The sequence below is a fragment of the Phocaeicola dorei genome (assembly GCF_013009555.1).
GTDB lineage: Bacteria > Bacteroidota > Bacteroidia > Bacteroidales > Bacteroidaceae > Phocaeicola > Phocaeicola dorei.
In genome coordinates this window covers 4,143,348-4,160,639 of sequence record NZ_CP046176.1, presented here as the reverse complement: position 1 = coordinate 4,160,639, position 17,292 = coordinate 4,143,348, and the positions used below count along the sequence as shown (strand labels likewise).

The following is a 17,292-nucleotide window of genomic DNA, read 5'->3' as shown; positions in this document are numbered from 1 at the left end:
TCAAAAATAGAGGAATAACCTTTAGGTATGTGGTGGAAGAGGTTGAAAAAAGTACGTAAACCTTTGCGTAAAAATAATAAGACGGTTACTTTTTATATAGTTCTCTATATTGCTGAGGAGTAACGCCTGTGATTTTTTTGAATAAGCGGTTGAAATAAGAATGGTCTTCATAAGCAAGGAGATAAGCTATGTTTTTTACAGGAATATCCTCTGTAATCAGAATTAATTGGGCTTTCTCTATTTTTTTCTGATTAATATATTGCAGCGGTGTGTTACCGACTTCTTTTTTGAAAAGACGGATAAAATGATCTTTTGAGAGGCATGAGATTGCTGCCAATGAGTCTATATCTACTGTTTTATAGATATTTTTTCGGATGTGGGACAAGACTTTTTGGATACGGTTATCGTTGACTTCCACTTTAGGTTTGGCGTCTTTTAAAAAGCGGGCAATAAGTTGATATACTATACCTCTGGATTCGACTTTGTCACAGAAGGTACGCTGTTTATTTTTAATGATGTTTCTGATTAATGTGGGGTTGTTGTCATAGCTTGTCGGGTCGGATTGAGGAAGCTGCATGGTAGGATTTATTTCACATAACCTTTTAATAAGTGGTAATTCCAGGTTGTCCGCAGGTATTTCTATCGGGAAATTCCAATCTTCCAGAATGCCGGATTCTGATTGATGGTCTTCATATATATGGAGATAATAATGAGTGAAATGAGAATTGCACTGATAACTATGGGTAGTGAATGATGGCACCAGATATAGATGATGTGGTTTTAGTTCCTGTATTCCGTCGGGAAATATTATTTGGGCAGTTCCTTCCATTATATAATAGAGTCTGGTAAAAGGGCTGCTTACGTTTTTCCAGTTCCAGTCTGCATTGTGAATGGCTAGTCCTACATTTAATATAAGTAAATGTAATTGGTCGATTGATTGTGTCATATTCCTTAAGGTATTAGAATGAAAGATTCAGTTTCGTACAAAGTAAGCAAAAGTATATATATAATCCAATGGGAAATCGATATTTTCATATCAAATCACCTGTTTTGGTATTCGTTTTTGAATTATCTCAGGTAAAAGTCGATATTGTCCTACATAATGGCGCATTTGGATAATATAAATTGGTTTCAACTCTGTATATTTGCACTATTGATAATTGAAAAATATATAAAGCAATTATACTATGAAAGCAAAACATTTTCTTTTGGCTTCGGCTTTGTTGCTTTGGGCGGGAGTTTTGGAGGCTCAGACTTACCAGGTACCTGTTTCAGAGAAAAATGAAAAAATGCAGGAAGGAGAGTTCGAACCTACTTGGGAATCATTGCAGAACTATAAAGTTCCTGAATGGTTTAGAAATGCCAAATTTGGTATTTGGGCACATTGGGGACCGCAATGTGTGGAAGGGTCCGGCGACTGGATGGCGCGTTCTCTCTATTTGGAAGGTTCGCGCGAGTATAAGCACCATGTGGAACATTATGGCCATCCCTCTGAAGTGGGCTTCAAGGATATATTGCCTTTGTTTAAAGCCGAGAAATGGGATCCGGACAAATTGGTTTCCTTTTATAAGAAGATTGGTGCCCAGTATTTCTTCGCTTTAGGTAATCACCATGATAATTATGATTTATGGGATAGCCAATATCAGGAATGGAATTCCGTGAATATAGGTCCTAAGAAGGATATATTGGCGGGCTGGGCTGAAGCTGCAAAGAAAAACGGTCTTCCATTTGGTATCAGTTTTCATGCGGATCATGCGTGGAGCTGGTATGAACCGGCTCAACGATACGACCGTCATGGCGAGAAGGCAGGTGTACCCTATGATGGATGTTTGACTAAAGAAGATGGTAAGGGTAAGTGGTGGGAAGGCTACGATCCTCAAAAACTTTATGCACAGAATCACCCGTTAAGCGCTGGAAGTTGGGCTGACGGTATGATTCACCGTCAATGGGCATGGGGAAATGGTGTTTGTATTCCTACTCAAGAATATGTGACAAACTTTTATGATCGTACAATTGATGCAATAAACCATTATAATCCTGATTTGATTTATTTTGATGTGACTGGTGTACCGTTTTATCCTATCAGTGATGCGGGTTTGAAGATTGCCGCACATTTTTATAATCACAACATGGTTGCTCGTAAGGGGGATTTCAGTGCTGTTATGTTTGGTAAAATTCTTACCGATGAGCAACGTAAAGCTTTGGTATGGGATGTGGAAAGGGGATCTCCCAATAGTATTTATGAAGAGCCATGGCAGACTTGTTCTTGTTTAGGCGGTTGGCATTATGATACCAGATTGGCGGAGAACGGTTGGTATAAGAGTGCTTCCGATGTAGTGAAACTATTAGTGGATGTGATCAGTAAAAACGGGAATTTGTTGCTTAGTGTTCCTCTTCGGGCTGACGGAACTTTTGATGAAAAGGAAGAAGCCATTTTAAATGAATTTGGTGACTGGATGAGTATGAATAAAGAGGCTATTTATGATACACGTCCGTGGAAAGTCTTCGGAGAAGGTCCGATAGCCAATGCTGATATCAAGATTAATGCTCAAGGTTTCAATGAAGGTGCTTACACTAAAGCTACTGCATCTGAAATCCGTTTTACTCAAACCAAGAAATATCTCTATGCTACAGTCCTTGCATGGCCGGAAGAAAAGCAAGTTGTCATTCAATCGCTGGCAACGGGAAGTGAGTTGTACCCTGATAAAATTACTAAAATTGAGTTGTTAGGTTATGGAAAGGTATTTTTTACTCGTACAGCGCAAGGAGTTGTTATTGATATGCCTGATGTACAGTTGAATAAGATTGCTCCCGTATTTAAGATAAAGAAGTGAATATAGCATAAAGTAGGTTTATTTATCGGCTTTTTTAGGTCGGTAAGCCCTTGTTATGTCTTGAAAATTAACCCAATAATCAATAGAATAATGAAAAACAGATTAGAATGTATGCAGTCAATAAGATTCTTGGCGGTCTTGTTGATGTGTTGCCTGAGCTATACTACTTGGGCACAGACACAGAGTAATGTCAATGGTTTGGTTACTGATTTTTCCGGTGAGCCGTTAATTGGGGTCAGTATCTTGGTTAAAGGTACTTCCAATGGAACTGTTACTGATTTGGATGGCAAATTTTCTCTGTCTGCTGAAATGGGAAACATGCTCCAGATAAGTTATGTAGGTTATATTTCGCAAGAAGTAAAGGTTGAAAGTGACAAGTTACTTCGTATTATAATGGAAGAAGATACAAAAAAGTTGGAAGAAGTAGTTGTGATTGGATATGGAACACAGAAAAAGGTGAATTTAACGGGAGCCGTAGCTGCTGTTTCAGCTGAAGACTTGGCTAGTAAACCTGTTATGAGTACTGCTCAAGCACTGGCAGGTTTGGCTCCAGGTTTAAGTGTATTACAAACTTCAGGTCGTCCCGGACAAGGAGCAACTGTTAAAATTCGTGGAACTGGTACATTTTCAAAAGCTGGAACAGATCCATTGGTCTTGATTGATGGTTTATCAGGTAACATTGATGATGTAGATCCTAATGATATTCAGAGCATTTCTTTTTTGAAAGATGCAGCTTCTGCTTCTATTTATGGTAATCGTGCTGCTAATGGGGTTATCTTGATTGAAACAAAGAAGGGTGCACAAGGTAAAACGACTATTACATATAGTAATTCTTTTGGTTGGCAACAGCCTACGGAATTGCCTGATTTTTTACCATCATGGGAATATGCGGAATATTATAATATGGCTATGCGGAATATGGGTAAGCAGGAAGCTTATTTACCTGAACAGATTCAAAAGTATAGAGATGGATCTGATCCGGATAATTATCCAAATGTAAATCACTTAAAATGGCTGTTGGAATCCGGTTCTGGTTTTCAACACCAACATAATCTTAGCATACAAGGAGGAAATGCTACGACGAGTTATAATTTATCAGTAGGTTATAGAAATCAGGAAGGAATGACGGCAAAAACGTCTAATGAAAGAATGACTGCACTGTTTACTATGAAAAGTGAAATCGCCAAAGGGCTGATGCTTAATTTGAATATTAATGCTTATAATAATAAATATAATGCTCCTAATGGCGAACCACAAAGTATTGATGGAATGATAGGATATGCTGTTCGTCAGGGACCTATTTATGCCGGGCAAAAGTCGGATGGAAGTTTTGGATATCAGGATAATTATAGTCCGGAAGCGTGGTTGGCGAGTGAATCTTTTGTGCAGAATGTGAGTAGAAATATAAGTGCTTCCGGACAATTGACATGGAATACTCCTGTAGACGGACTTTCTTTTATAGGCAAAGTAGGGATGAATTACTGGACTAAATATGATAAAGCCTACCGGGCTGATACTTATTTTGATGATAGTAAGACAGTGGGACCCGCTACTTTAAATGTATGGACTGCAAATAATACGTATACTACTTTTGAAGCATTAGCTACTTATGAAAAACAAATTAAAAATCATACCTTTAAGTTATTGGCGGGTACTTCTGTGGAACAATCTAATAATAAAGGTTTGGAAGGTTATAGAAATACGTTTCCTAATAATTATTTGTATGAATTAGGTTCTGGAGATAAATCAACAGCTACTAATGATAGTTCATTGGAAGAATATGCGTTGCTTTCTTTTTTCGGGCGTATAAATTATGCATGGAAAGATCGTTATTTATTAGAGGTTAATTTGCGCTATGATGGATCGTCACGTTTTGCGGACGGTCATCGTTGGGGACTTTTCCCGTCAGTTTCTGCAGGGTGGAGAATCTCTGAGGAGGACTTTTGGAAGAATGCGGCAGTTTCAGCTGTAGTTGATAATTTGAAATTGCGTGCTTCCTATGGTGTACTTGGTAATCAAAATATAGGTGTTTATCCTTACCAACAGATTTATGAACTTGGACATGATTATCCTTTTGGAAATCCGGTAACTCTTCAGTCTGGGGCTTACATGAAAACCTATAATAATCCGGAAATTACTTGGGAAAAGACGGCTATAACGGATATTGGTTTAGATTTTAGTTTATTGAATGGACGTTTTAGTGGAACATTGGATTATTTTTATAAATATACTTCGGACATTTTAGCACCAGTTGAGGTGTCTAGTATTATGGGACGTGAAGTCGGACAATCTAATGTTGGAGCTGTTTCGAACGAAGGAATTGAAATAAATCTGACTTATAACGGACAAATAGGACGTGATTTCCGGTTTAGTATTTCTCCTAATTTTACATGGGTAAAAAATGCAGTTGAGAAATTGGCGAACGGAGCTACCGAAGAAATTAATAATAACAGAATTGTAGGGCAACCGATAGGTATTATATATGGATATGAAACTGATGGACTGTTTGTAGACCAAGCGGAAATAGATGCGGCTCCTGAGCAATTGGTAAGTAAGTCAGGATTGAAACCTGGTTATGTGAAATACAAAGATATTAGTGGTCCTGACGGGGTTCCCGATGGTAAGGTGGATGCGCAATATGATCGTACCGTATTGGGAAGTACTACCCCGAAGTTTTATTATGGTTTGAATCTTTCCACTTCTTATAAAGGTTTTGATTTTTCAGCTTTGTTACAAGGGTTAGGAGGTCATAAGCGTTTGATAGGATCTTATATGGCTTATGCATTCTACAACGGTGGACAGATACAGAGATGGCAGGCTGAATCTTGTTGGAAGGAAGAAAATCCTGATAAATGGGCTGAATACCCTCGATTGGAAACTTTGAATATGAACGACACTAATCTTCAAACTTCTGATTATTGGGTCCGTAATGCTAGTTTCTTACGAGTAAAGAATATACAAATAGGATATACATTCCCCAAAGCATGGACTAAAAAAATAGGTTTGGAAAATGTGCGTGTTTATGTAAGCGGACAAAATCTGTTTTCTTTCAATAGTTTCTATAAAGGTTGGGATCCGGAAAATGAGATAGGAACAGGGGATTCTCCCTCTTATTATCCGGTCAATAGTATTTATTCATTCGGATTTAATTTCAAGTTCTAAGTAAATCATTCAATTAAGAATCATTATGAAAAATATATATAATACATTAGGAATGACAAAGGCTTGTTTATGTGCTTTGGCTATATCACTAGTAACAACTGGTTGCTCGGATTTATTAGATAAGGAGCCACCTTCAGCAATTTCTGATGGTAGTTTTTGGACTGGTGAAGGGGATGCCATGTTGGCATTGACAGGATGTTATCGTTTCCAGACTGGTTGGTCGCATGATGATTTTGCTACGCCACAAGGGTTGCTTTATTTGGATTTTGCAGGTGGAAATGGAACAGAAAAGGAAAATTTTTCTACTTTAATGGCTAGTTCCAATACGGTGGCTACTAATGGCAATTTACGTTGGTATTGGGGAAATGCATATACGCAAATAGCTAAGTACAACACTTTTCTAGAGAATATTACGGATTGTCCGATGGAAGAATCTAAAAAAGAACAGTGGTCTGCCGAAGTGAAGTGTTTACGAGCTTATTTCTTTTTAAATTTGGCATTTTATTATAAGGATGTTCCTATGCCTTTGAAAACTCTGTCGGTGGACGAAGCGAATTCTATTTCTCAAACACCTCAGGCTGAAGTCTATTCGCAAGTGGAGAAGGACTTGAAGACTGCTATAGACTTGTTGCCTGTCCAATATTCCTCAGAGGAATATGGCCGGTTTACTAGGGGGGCAGCTAAGGTACTTTTAAGTCGTCTTTACTTAGCGCAAGAGAGATGGGTAGATGCTGCTACTGTTTTACGTAGTGTGATTGATTCGGGAATATATGAATTGGATCGTCGTAATGGAGAGGACAGCTATGAGAAACTTTTTCAAATAGGAGGTGAATATAGCCCTGAGATAATATTTTGTATTATGGGGATAAAGGATCTATATACTAATTCACGTTATCAATATTTATATCCTGAAGCTGCTTATGGAGGGTGGCATCAGTTCTCACCATATAACGAATTAGTGAAAGAATATTTTTGTGCAGACGGCAAGGATATTAAGACTTCTGAGGTTTATGATGAGAATGATCCTTATGTTAATCGGGATTTGCGTTTGTATGCTTCTATTTTTTTACCTCCTTTGGGAAGTTATGAGGGAACTAAGTATAATGATATAATTTATGATTGCTTTAAGGGGGCTAATACTGCAGATAGCTATAATAAGTTTGCCTTATTTAATGGATATTGTCCGAAGAAAGGTTGTGATCCGTCTATAACTAATAATTTAGGTTCTACTCCCACTTATACTCCTATAATGCGTTATGCTGAGGTCTTATTAAGCTATTTGGAAGCGGTAAATGAATCGCAGCCGAATGCAGTAGACCAGAACTTATTAGATCTGACTATTAATGATATACGTGATCGTGTGAAATTGGTTGGAATAAAAAAGACAGACGTAGCAACACAGGAACTTGTTCGTGAAGCGGTTCGTAAAGAAAGACGTGTGGAACTGGCATTCGAGGGGCTTCGATATTATGACGTGTTACGTTGGGGCATTGCCGAGAAAGAACTTAATCATACTTTTACCGGAGTAAAATTGTCGGATGATCCGCAAGCTCGTAATTATAGAGGAAGTGGTGTTACGGCTTCTCCTGTAGATGAAGATATGTATTATCAGTTTGAAAAACGTACATGGTCTGCACATAACCGATATTTTCCTATTCCTCAAAATGATTTGAATGTGAATAAAAATCTGAAACAGAATGAAGGGTATAATTAAGCAGGCATAAGTTTAAGATAAGATGAAAGAAAATGGATATGAAATGAAAAGATATGACTACCCGGTAAAAAGATATTGCCAGACAATGGATTTGAAGGATGATCCGGAGATGATAGCGAAGTATCGGGAGTGTCATAGTAAGGCGAAGTCATGGCAGGAGATCAGAGAGGGGATCCGTTCAGTTGGTATTTTAGAAATGGAAATATATATATGCGGTAATCGATTGTTCATGATTGTCGAAACTCCTATTGATTTTGATTGGGAATCTGCTATGGCTAAACTCGCGACTTTACCTCGACAGCAAGAATGGGAAGACTTTGTATCGATATTCCAACAGTGTAGGAAAGGGGAACTTGCTAAAGAAAAATGGAGTATGATGGAGCGTATGTTCTATCTATATGAATAATTTGAAAAGAGAGGGAACTGATGAAGTATTCTCTTTTTCCTCAAAATATAATAGAAGGCATATTGAATAATTTAGTGATTAAAAGATTGTACAATGGCGTGGGATAGAAAAAGAAATGCTTGTTTTATCAATACCCATTGCTTATCATCGGAAAGCCAATAAGTTGATAAAAGGGGTCAACGTAAAATCCTGAGGGGTATATCCGATAAAATCCTATCTTTGTGTGAAACAAACGAATCATCAGCGATTATGGAAACTAACGGTTACCGTCTCCTTCTTCCCGAAGGTACCTTGGATTATTTCAACATTTCCGATGTAAAGGAAAGCAGTAGTGAAATCGTGATTTACCTGGAAGAGAAAAATGAGCTTCCCGGTGAATATTCGACTGTCAAAGTGGAAAGCAAAGGCTTCTACGACCCTGTAGTAGTCCGGGACTTCCCCATCCGTGGCAAGAATCTTTTCCTGAATATCCGCCGGCGCCGGTGGATTTTGAAAGACGAGGGGCGTTACGTAAGCCGTAACTGGAAACTGGTAGCGGAAGGCAGCCGTATGACGCATGAGTTTGCGTCTTTTTTAAAAGAATTATATTGATACGCTTCCTGTCAGTTGTAAGCTGCTGGGAACCCTGTTCGGTGTGGACGGTGAGCTTCTTGAACGTCAATACCGCAACCACTTGAGCGGTTATCTGAAATGGGAGTCTCTTCCTCATGCCGGGGACTGGCTTCTCTTTGAGAAGAATATAGGGGCCTATGTGGGTATAGATGAAGTCTGCCTTTCGCGTGGTGAGCTCTATACTATCCTCATAAACAAGGAAAAGACAGGCCGTTCAGGCAGCATCATCGCCATTGTAAAAGGTACAGATGTAAGGAGTGTCACCTCCGTATTGCTCCGTCTCTCCCGGCGCAGACGGTTTCAGGTAAGGGAAATCACTATGGATATGGCTCCTAATATGGAACAGATCGCCCGTGTCTGCTTTCCTGCGGCACGCCGTGTTACTGACCGTTTCCATGTGCAGAAGCTGGCTTTTGAAGCTTTACAGGAAATGCGCGTGAAGGCACGCTGGGAGGCTTTGGACAAGGAATCAATACAGATCGCATACGCAAAGGCGTGCGGGAAGATATACCATGCCCCGACCTTTGAGAACGGGGATTCGCGCAAGCAATTGCTCGCCCGCAGTATCTATCTGCTGTATAAAAAAGAGTCATTATGGACTGAATCCCAACGCATACGTGCCGGTATCCTCTTCAGGGAATATCCCGACCTGAAGAAGGCATACTATCTTTCCATGAGGCTCGGGTTGATATATCACCAGTGCAAGCACAAGGACACCGCTCTGACAAGACTTGCCAGATGGTATGACGAAGTTGAAAAGTCCGGCTTTCTTGCGTTCGGAAGGGTAATACGTTCCATACAGACACATTATCTGGAAATCGTCAACTTTTTCGACAGGCGTTCCACCAACGCAGCTTCCGAATCGTTCAATGCCAAAATCAAGGACTTCAGAACACAGTTCAGAGGAGTAAAGGACAGGACTTTCTTTCTATTCAGACTGACTAAAATTTATGCTTAATCTATGAATCCCTCAGGTTTTTACGTTGACCCGATAAAAGTGGGTGATTGGTAGTGTTATCAATACTGAAATTTTTGAGCCTTCGTTTCTTCAGGTATAGACAAAAACCCTCGAAATTATCTAATTTCGAGGGTTTTTGTCTGTTTCTATATGGAATGTTGTGCGCGTGATAGGACTCGAACCTACACGTCTCACGACACCAGATCCTAAGTCTGGCGCGGCTACCAATTACGCCACACGCGCGAATTGCTTTCGGTAAGCGGGTGCAAAGATAAGGAATATTTCTTAAGTACCAAAGATTTTTAGGAAATTATTCTTTGTGGTTATGTAAATATTCACGTGCAGCCTCAATAATTGTATCCACATTGCGTTGCATATCCTCTGAGGTCATATTGACTTTGATGTCCGGATCTATACCAAATTCCAGATGTTGCATATTCGCATCGTACATTGGACTGGCCGAGAAGCGGACAGACCAGCCATTGGGCAGTTCAGAAGAGAAGGGCAGACCAGAACCGCCACCTGTTTTGTCACCGATGATGGTTACTTTGGGTAGTATTTTCATTCTGTTCACAAAATCATTGGTGGCGCTGAAAGAGCGGCGGTTAGTCAGCACTACCGCTTGTTTTTGCCAGCGTACGCGATCTAGTGACGGTTCCAGCCAAACAGCTTTAGGAGTTGAGAAATCATTGTGTCCCGGTCCGGTTTTATGGGACATATAGCCTACCAACACTTTTTCATTCGTGAAACGTGCGGCTAATTTCTCGGCTGTGGTAAGGTTACCACCGGAATTGTTTCGCACATCAATAATCAATCCATCGCAAATAGCCAGCTTGTTTAGAATCTCGTCCAGATTTCCTTCGCCGATACCTGATTGGAAACTGCCACAATAAATATAGGCTATGTTATCCTCGAATACCTGATACTTCATGCCTGAGGATTGGGCATAGTCCTTACCTAGATAGACACGTTGGATGCTGTCGCTGAAATTGGCCGGATAGCTGTCAAACCATTCACGATATTGGGAGTACTCCAGTTTGGAAGACAGATTTACGTGTCCGTCACGCAACTCGTTCAGCATATCTGCCAGAACTTCGAATAACTGTTCATTATTCATGCCTTTTGATATTCTCTGTTTGTACTGGCTATATATTTCATTCCAGTCCAATCCGTATTCCTGCTTTTTATAGTCAAGGAAACAATACTGGCGGTCGATAGTCTGCCATAACGCTTCGAAGTTGCCTTCGGGGGAGTTGTCGTATTCGTCCTCCGTGATGCACGAAGTAAATAATACAACAGACAATAACAGACTGATAAAAAAATAACTATTTCTTTTCATTCTCTATATTAATAAGGGCTGACCCGGCTGGGCATCGCCACTTTGTTCTTACCTTTTAATAAATAGAAGTTTTTCACGAAACCTATCATAAAGGCGTGTGACCATATATGACTTTTCAGATTATTGACTTTCGCCTGCTGGATATCACATAGGTATCCGAAACGCATATTGACTGACCGGATAGGAAAATCCAATGTAACCAATTGCCGCAAGGAAGGTTGGTTATGCAGGGAAGTGAACAGCACATTCTTGCCGCCATTCTTTAAACTGAATATCTCATAATAAGATTGTCCGTATTCCGGGGAAAACATAACCCCCATGACAGGCAAATTGGCTTGATAACGGGCTATCAGCGGATAGTTACCGATATGGAACCGATAGATGACCATACCCGATGCCGCCAGATTGACATATGCTTTGGCTTGGGCAGGATTATTAGAATTTCGCATGTTATAGATGAATCCGCCGTTCAAGTCCAGCATGGGACCCGCCAGTATCTTCAAGTTTTCTGTCAGCCGGAACTGGTAATGCAGTGCATAATTCCAATTGACCATACCTGACATTTCGTTACTTGTTTCTGCTTTATTCTCAGTCAGGGACAGATTGGCTTGGAACAGACTTTGAACAGATACGTTGCCATTCATCAGTTTGGTCATGCGCATACTTTCACGCAGGATACGAATTTCGGGTCCGGTATATTCCATCGGTGAAAGATAGGTGTCCAATATATTTGTAAAACCGACACCGTAAAGAGTAGCCCTCATAACGTAGCGGTTTGCTCGTAAGCTGTCTTCCTGAGCCTGTGAAGGCAGACCAAGAAACAGGGACAGTAATAATAGGAGAATTTTTTTCATTTCTTAAAACAGTTTCATCTGGCCGGTAATTTCATCAATGATATCTGTTTCACTCTTACCATGATCCGGATCTTCAATTTCAGCAGCTTCTTCATTTTTATCAGTCCCCTCTTCCGCACCGTCCTCTTCTTTGGGAGGTTCGGGAAAACGTAAAGGCTCCAGCTCGTTTATTTGTTCAATGTTGTAAGTACTGATTCGTTTTCCTTTCGCTTTGAAGCTCTTAATTCCGATGAATTCGTCCACATCTATTTCCAATGGATCACGGAAACTATCATGTCCTCCGAATATGACTTGTATGCGTGGATAAACCACACAAGTAAGCAATATAGAACGGCTTTCCTTGTTCTCGCCCAAATAATTGAGACGGCGTGAAGTGGATTCAAAAGTGAATCGTTTCAGATAAGGATATCCCTGATCGGCATCAAATAAAGCGGCAGACCATACCTTGTTGGCGTCGAACTTCTCAATGATGCGGATTCCCGGATCATAATGATTATTCAAATCGAAGTTACTAGTATAGAATTCTCCATTTTCATGGACTATTAAAATCAATTCGTCACTTTGGAATTCTCCCAGATATTCACCGCGTCCGTCATAGTTCAAGCGGAGCACATCCCGGTCAAACCATACTTTTCTTCCACCCAAAGTAGAGCCGCCACGTTGTTTTAAGGCTATTTTATGTACTTCGTATTTAGACAGGATATTGCCCATGGACTGGCGTCCCTTGATATTGATGTCACTGAAATCTTTTTCATATATGATTTTTTTGATACGTGGATTCGGTTTTAAGGTAATCTTGATAACCTCTGCTTCTCCATTAGGATTGGCTGTAAAGTAAACAATACGTGAGCCGGGTGTACCTTGCGTTACATCATATTCACGGTCACGGGTGATGGAGGTAATGTTGAACCGTTTGATATAGTGAAACCCTTCTTTTCCATCACGATAAACCACATTGTATATGGTACGTTTGTCGTTTTTCTTGAAGATATTGACATAGAGAACATTCTTGCCGACAAACATTTTGTCTGTTACGCGAACTACTTTATATTTGCCGTCTTTATAGAAGATAATCACATCGTCTATGTCTGAACAGTTGGCTATAAATTCATCTTTTTTCAAGGTGGTGCCGATAAAGCCTTCTTCGCGGTTGATATAGAGTTTTTCGTTAGCTTCCACTACCTTCGCCGCCTCAATGGTATCGAAGTTACGCAACTCTGTACGGCGGGGGTATTGTTTGCCATATTTATCTTTCAACATCTGATACCAGTCAATGGTATATTCTACGATATGTGCCAGATGATTGTTTATTTCTTCAATCTGTTCCTTGATACGGGCTATGTTTTCATCTGCTTTATCCTTGTTGAACTTCAGAATTCGGGCCATCTTGATATCCAATAACTTCAGAATATCCTCTTTGGTCACTTCACGGATAAATTGCGAATAGAAAGGAGTCAGCCGTTCATCAATGAACTCGCAGGCGGCGTCTGTATTTTCGGATTGCTCGAACTTTACTTCCTTATAAATCCGTTCTTCGATAAAGATTTTTTCCAATGATGCGAAATGAAGGTTTTCAAGCAATTCTCCTTTGTGTATTTCCAACTCTTGACGAAGCAGGGACAACGTGTTGTCTGTGGCTTTTTTAAGGACGGCACTGACAGTAAGGAAGTGGGGCTTCTTTTCATCAATAACGCAACAATTGGGGGATATGCTTACTTCACAATCAGTAAATGCATAGAGCGCGTCCAAGGTTTTGTCCGAGGATACTCCCGGAGCAAGGTGCACTAGGATTTCCACTTTTTCAGAAGTAAGATCTTCTACTTTCCGAATCTTGATTTTTCCCTTTTCACTGGCTTTGACAATAGAGTCGCATACCCCCGGGACAGTCTTTCCGAAAGGCACTTCGGCTATGGACAATGTTTTGTTGTCTATTTTATTGATTTTAGCACGTACCTTCACCATTCCGCCGCGTTCTCCATCGTTGTAGCGGGATACATCAATAGAGCCTCCTGTCTGGAAATCGGGATAGAGTTTGAATTCCTCACCACGCAAATAGGCAATGGAGGCATCACACAGTTCGTTAAAATTGTGTGGTAGGATTTTGGAAGAAAGGCCCACAGCAATACCTTCTACTCCCTGAGCGAGCAAGAGCGGGAATTTGACAGGTAGGGTGATCGGCTCTTTGTTTCGTCCGTCGTATGACGCTTGCCATTCGGTGGTTTTGGGATTGAAAACCACGTCCAATGCAAATTTGGATAGACGTGCTTCGATATAACGGGGGGCAGCGGCACCATCTCCTGTCAGTATGTTACCCCAGTTTCCCTGACAGTCTATCAACAGATCCTTTTGGCCTAGCTGTACCAACGCGTCGCCTATGGAAGCATCGCCGTGCGGATGAAACTGCATGGTATGTCCTACAATATTTGCTACTTTGTTATATCGGCCGTCATCCAATCTTTTCATAGAGTGGAGGATACGTCTTTGGACAGGTTTCAAACCGTCATTGATGTGCGGTACGGCACGTTCCAATATTACGTAAGAGGCATAGTCCAAAAACCAGTTCTGATACATTCCACTCAGCTGGTGCTTCACCCCTGTGTTTTTGGTATCGGTAGGTTTATAGTCCGAGTGTCCGTTCTCCGGTGTGGGGATATTTTCTTCGTTTTGTTCCTCTTTATCAATAAAATCGTCGCTCATATATATTTAAATTCCTTAATGTTCTGATGATATGCACGCAAAAATACGACTTTTATTGAAAAAAATCATTTACTTTGCATATTATTTCGCCCTTATTAAAGGTTGAAAACAGGAAAAAACAACAAAAGTGTAAGAATAAACAGATAAGAAAATGGCACAAGAAGATGTTTTTAAGAAATTAGTATCGCACTGTAAAGAGTATGGTTTTGTATTTCCGTCCAGTGATATATATGACGGACTAGGCGCTGTATACGATTACGGTCAGATGGGAGTGGAGTTGAAGAATAATATCAAGCAATATTGGTGGCAGAGTATGGTGCTGCTGCACGAGAACATCGTAGGAATTGATTCTGCTATTTTTATGCATCCTACTATTTGGAAGGCTTCCGGACATGTGGACGCGTTCAATGATCCTCTGATTGACAACCGCGATTCTAAAAAACGTTATCGTGCCGATGTGCTGATTGAAGACCAGCTTGCCAAATATGACGAGAAGATAAACAAAGAAGTGGCCAAGGCTGCCAAGAGATTCGGGGATGCTTTTGATGAGGCTCAGTTTCGTAGCACCAACGGTCGTGTTCTGGAGCATCAGGCCAAGCGTGACGCTTTACATGAACGATTCTCAAAAGCTTTGAACGACAATGATTTGGATGAACTTCGTCAGATTATCATTGATGAAGAGATTGTTTGTCCTATTTCGGGAACCAAGAACTGGACTGAAGTACGTCAGTTCAATTTGATGTTCTCCACCGAAATGGGTTCTACTGCCGATGGTGCCATGAAGATTTATCTTCGTCCGGAAACAGCGCAGGGTATTTTTGTCAATTACCTGAATGTACAGAAAACCGGCCGTATGAAGATTCCTTTCGGTATCGCTCAGATTGGTAAAGCTTTCCGTAACGAGATTGTAGCCCGCCAATTCATTTTCCGTATGCGTGAGTTTGAACAGATGGAGATGCAATTCTTCGTAAAACCTGGTACTGAGCTGGAGTGGTTCCCCAAATGGAAAGAAATTCGTTTGAAATGGCATAAAGCATTAGGTTTCGGTGATGATCATTACCGTTTCCATGACCACGACAAACTGGCACATTATGCCAACGCAGCTACAGACATCGAATTCCTGATGCCGTTTGGATTCAAGGAAGTGGAAGGTATTCACAGCCGTACGAACTTTGACTTGAGCCAGCACGAGAAGTTCAGTGGCAAGAGTATCAAGTATTTCGATCCGGAATTGAACGAAAGCTATACTCCGTATGTTATTGAAACATCTATCGGTGTGGACCGTATGTTCCTTAGCATTATGAGTGCTGCTTATACAGAAGAAACATTGGAAAGTGGTGAAACTCGTGTCGTGCTGAAATTGCCTGCTGCTCTGGCTCCGGTGAAACTGGCCGTGATGCCGTTGGTGAAGAAAGACGGCCTGCCCGAGAAGGCGCGTGAGATTATGAATGACTTGAAGTTCCATTTCCACTGCCAGTATGATGAGAAAGACAGCATCGGCAAGCGTTACCGTCGTCAGGATGCCATCGGTACTCCATATTGTATCACTGTAGACCACCAGACTTTGGAGGACAATTGCGTAACATTGCGTAATCGTGATACCATGCAGCAGGAGCGTGTGGCTATTTCGGAACTGAACAATATCATTGCCGATAAAGTAAGTATAACAAGTCTGCTGAAGACTTTGCAATAATAAACAGGAATTTATGAATAAAAGTATTCTTTGGCTGATTAGTCTGCTGTTTGTTGCTTCTCTGTCCATTGTTTCATGTAGTGAATCAGATGGAACAGAAGACCCGTATGCAAACTGGGAGGAACGTAATCAGAGATATATTGACTCCATCGCTACAGTGGCGGAAGCTAATCAAGGCAATGAGGTAGGACAATGGAAAATTATCAGATCGTATAAACTTCCTCCTTTGGGATTGAATGAGACAGGAAAGGTGAATGATAATGTTTACTGCAAGATTGTTAAGATTGGTGATAGTACTACAAGTCCGATTGCCACGGATACGGTAGCGGTGAATTATCGTGGTCAGTTTATTAATGGAACAGTCTTTGACCAAAGTTATCAAGGAGAACTTGATCCGGAAACAGCTACTCCAAAGACATTTGTTGCAGGTGGGGTGATTGCCGGATGGAGCACTGCCTTGATGAAAGGATATGGAGGTATGAAAGTAGGAGATCAATGGGAACTTTATATTCCTTATCAATTGGGATATGGAAAGGATGGATATAGTGATATTCCCGGATATTCCACATTGATATTTAATGTAAATTTGGTTGGCATATCCCCGTTGAAAGGTACGGAAAGAAGTGTTGATGATGTATTAGTTGCTGAATAAACAGCTATCATAAAAGATTAAAAGGAGTATTGCAGTTATTGTGATACTCTTTTTTTATGGATGATTTGAGCTATGGCAGTTGAATGAATCGGGTTTTATTTGACGATCTTGTTTTCTTATTTGTGGGACAAACCATTTTTTTGTTTGCTGAAATGTTTTTTGGGGTATGACTAACTGTTTTTCTTCATATGGTTAAGTGCTTTATATGCCCGCTTGCTACGTTCCATTATCTGTAAGGAATGGTTTAAAGGTCGGGGGATAAAAGGCTTATTATATCAAAAAGAAGTCTTGACGGGAACAAGGAGATTGTTTTATTTTATCGGGGACAGAATAAAAAAACTTCGTCCTTTGGGTATCCGAGGTGTTTTTTC

General features: G+C 40.5%; 12 protein-coding genes and 1 tRNA gene. 8 read left to right on the top strand and 5 right to left on the bottom strand.

What is annotated here, in order from left to right; all coding sequences use genetic code 11:
- Positions 1-85: 85 nt before the first annotated feature.
- Positions 86-946 carry a helix-turn-helix domain-containing protein gene (locus GKD17_RS17315; RefSeq protein ID WP_007831452.1) on the bottom strand — a complete coding sequence of 287 codons (861 nt, stop codon included), beginning with the start codon at positions 944-946 and terminating at the stop codon, positions 86-88.
- A 241-nt stretch (positions 947-1,187) separates the two neighbouring features.
- On the opposite strand from GKD17_RS17315, the gene GKD17_RS17310 reads away from it, so the two are divergent.
- From GKD17_RS17310 to GKD17_RS17285, 6 genes are all read left to right on the top strand, one after another.
- Complete coding sequence (locus GKD17_RS17310) at positions 1,188-2,834, top strand: alpha-L-fucosidase (protein ID WP_007831454.1); 1,647 nt, start codon at positions 1,188-1,190, stop codon at positions 2,832-2,834.
- A 90-nt stretch (positions 2,835-2,924) separates the two neighbouring features.
- Positions 2,925-5,996 (top strand): SusC/RagA family TonB-linked outer membrane protein, encoded by a 3,072-nt coding sequence (locus tag GKD17_RS17305; RefSeq protein ID WP_007831456.1) that lies wholly within the window; start codon positions 2,925-2,927, stop codon positions 5,994-5,996.
- Positions 5,997-6,021: 25 nt separating this feature from the next.
- Positions 6,022-7,710: a RagB/SusD family nutrient uptake outer membrane protein gene (locus tag GKD17_RS17300; RefSeq protein ID WP_007831458.1), complete on the top strand. Its 1,689-nt coding sequence runs from the start codon at positions 6,022-6,024 to the stop codon at positions 7,708-7,710.
- Between the two features lie 22 nt (positions 7,711-7,732).
- Positions 7,733-8,116: an L-rhamnose mutarotase gene (locus GKD17_RS17295; protein WP_007831461.1), complete on the top strand. Its 384-nt coding sequence runs from the start codon at positions 7,733-7,735 to the stop codon at positions 8,114-8,116.
- A gap of 249 nt (positions 8,117-8,365) precedes the next feature.
- Entirely contained in the window at positions 8,366-8,707 is a 342-nt protein-coding gene (locus GKD17_RS17290) for an ISAon1 family transposase N-terminal region protein (protein WP_007843962.1), read from the top strand.
- A 25-nt stretch (positions 8,708-8,732) separates the two neighbouring features.
- A complete protein-coding gene (locus GKD17_RS17285) occupies positions 8,733-9,686 on the top strand; it encodes an ISAon1 family transposase (RefSeq protein WP_229103367.1) in 954 nt (317 codons plus the stop codon).
- Between the two features lie 161 nt (positions 9,687-9,847).
- Here the strand turns inward: GKD17_RS17285 and GKD17_RS17280 are convergent.
- The 4 genes from GKD17_RS17280 to GKD17_RS17265 all read right to left on the bottom strand — a co-directional run bounded on the left by GKD17_RS17280 (position 9,848) and on the right by GKD17_RS17265 (position 14,576).
- Positions 9,848-9,929 (bottom strand) — tRNA-Leu (locus tag GKD17_RS17280).
- Positions 9,930-9,996: 67 nt separating this feature from the next.
- The gene (locus GKD17_RS17275; RefSeq protein ID WP_007831463.1) at positions 9,997-11,025 is read right to left on the bottom strand and encodes a S41 family peptidase; all 1,029 of its coding nucleotides are present in this window, start codon (positions 11,023-11,025) and stop codon (positions 9,997-9,999) included.
- Positions 11,026-11,033: 8 nt separating this feature from the next.
- The gene (locus tag GKD17_RS17270; RefSeq protein WP_007831465.1) at positions 11,034-11,879 is read right to left on the bottom strand and encodes a DUF3316 domain-containing protein; all 846 of its coding nucleotides are present in this window, start codon (positions 11,877-11,879) and stop codon (positions 11,034-11,036) included.
- Between the two features lie 3 nt (positions 11,880-11,882).
- On the bottom strand, positions 11,883-14,576 hold the full coding sequence (locus GKD17_RS17265; RefSeq protein WP_007831466.1) for a DNA gyrase/topoisomerase IV subunit A: 2,694 nt from the start codon (positions 14,574-14,576) through the stop codon (positions 11,883-11,885).
- 151 nt (positions 14,577-14,727) lie between these two features.
- Here GKD17_RS17265 and GKD17_RS17260 point away from each other — a divergent pair, with 151 nt between their 5' ends.
- Together GKD17_RS17260 and GKD17_RS17255 are read left to right on the top strand one after the other, a co-directional pair.
- Positions 14,728-16,269: a glycine--tRNA ligase gene (locus tag GKD17_RS17260; RefSeq protein ID WP_007831467.1), complete on the top strand. Its 1,542-nt coding sequence runs from the start codon at positions 14,728-14,730 to the stop codon at positions 16,267-16,269.
- Between the two features lie 13 nt (positions 16,270-16,282).
- A complete protein-coding gene (locus GKD17_RS17255; protein WP_007831469.1) occupies positions 16,283-16,921 on the top strand; it encodes an FKBP-type peptidyl-prolyl cis-trans isomerase in 639 nt (212 codons plus the stop codon).
- Positions 16,922-17,292 lie beyond the last annotated feature (371 nt).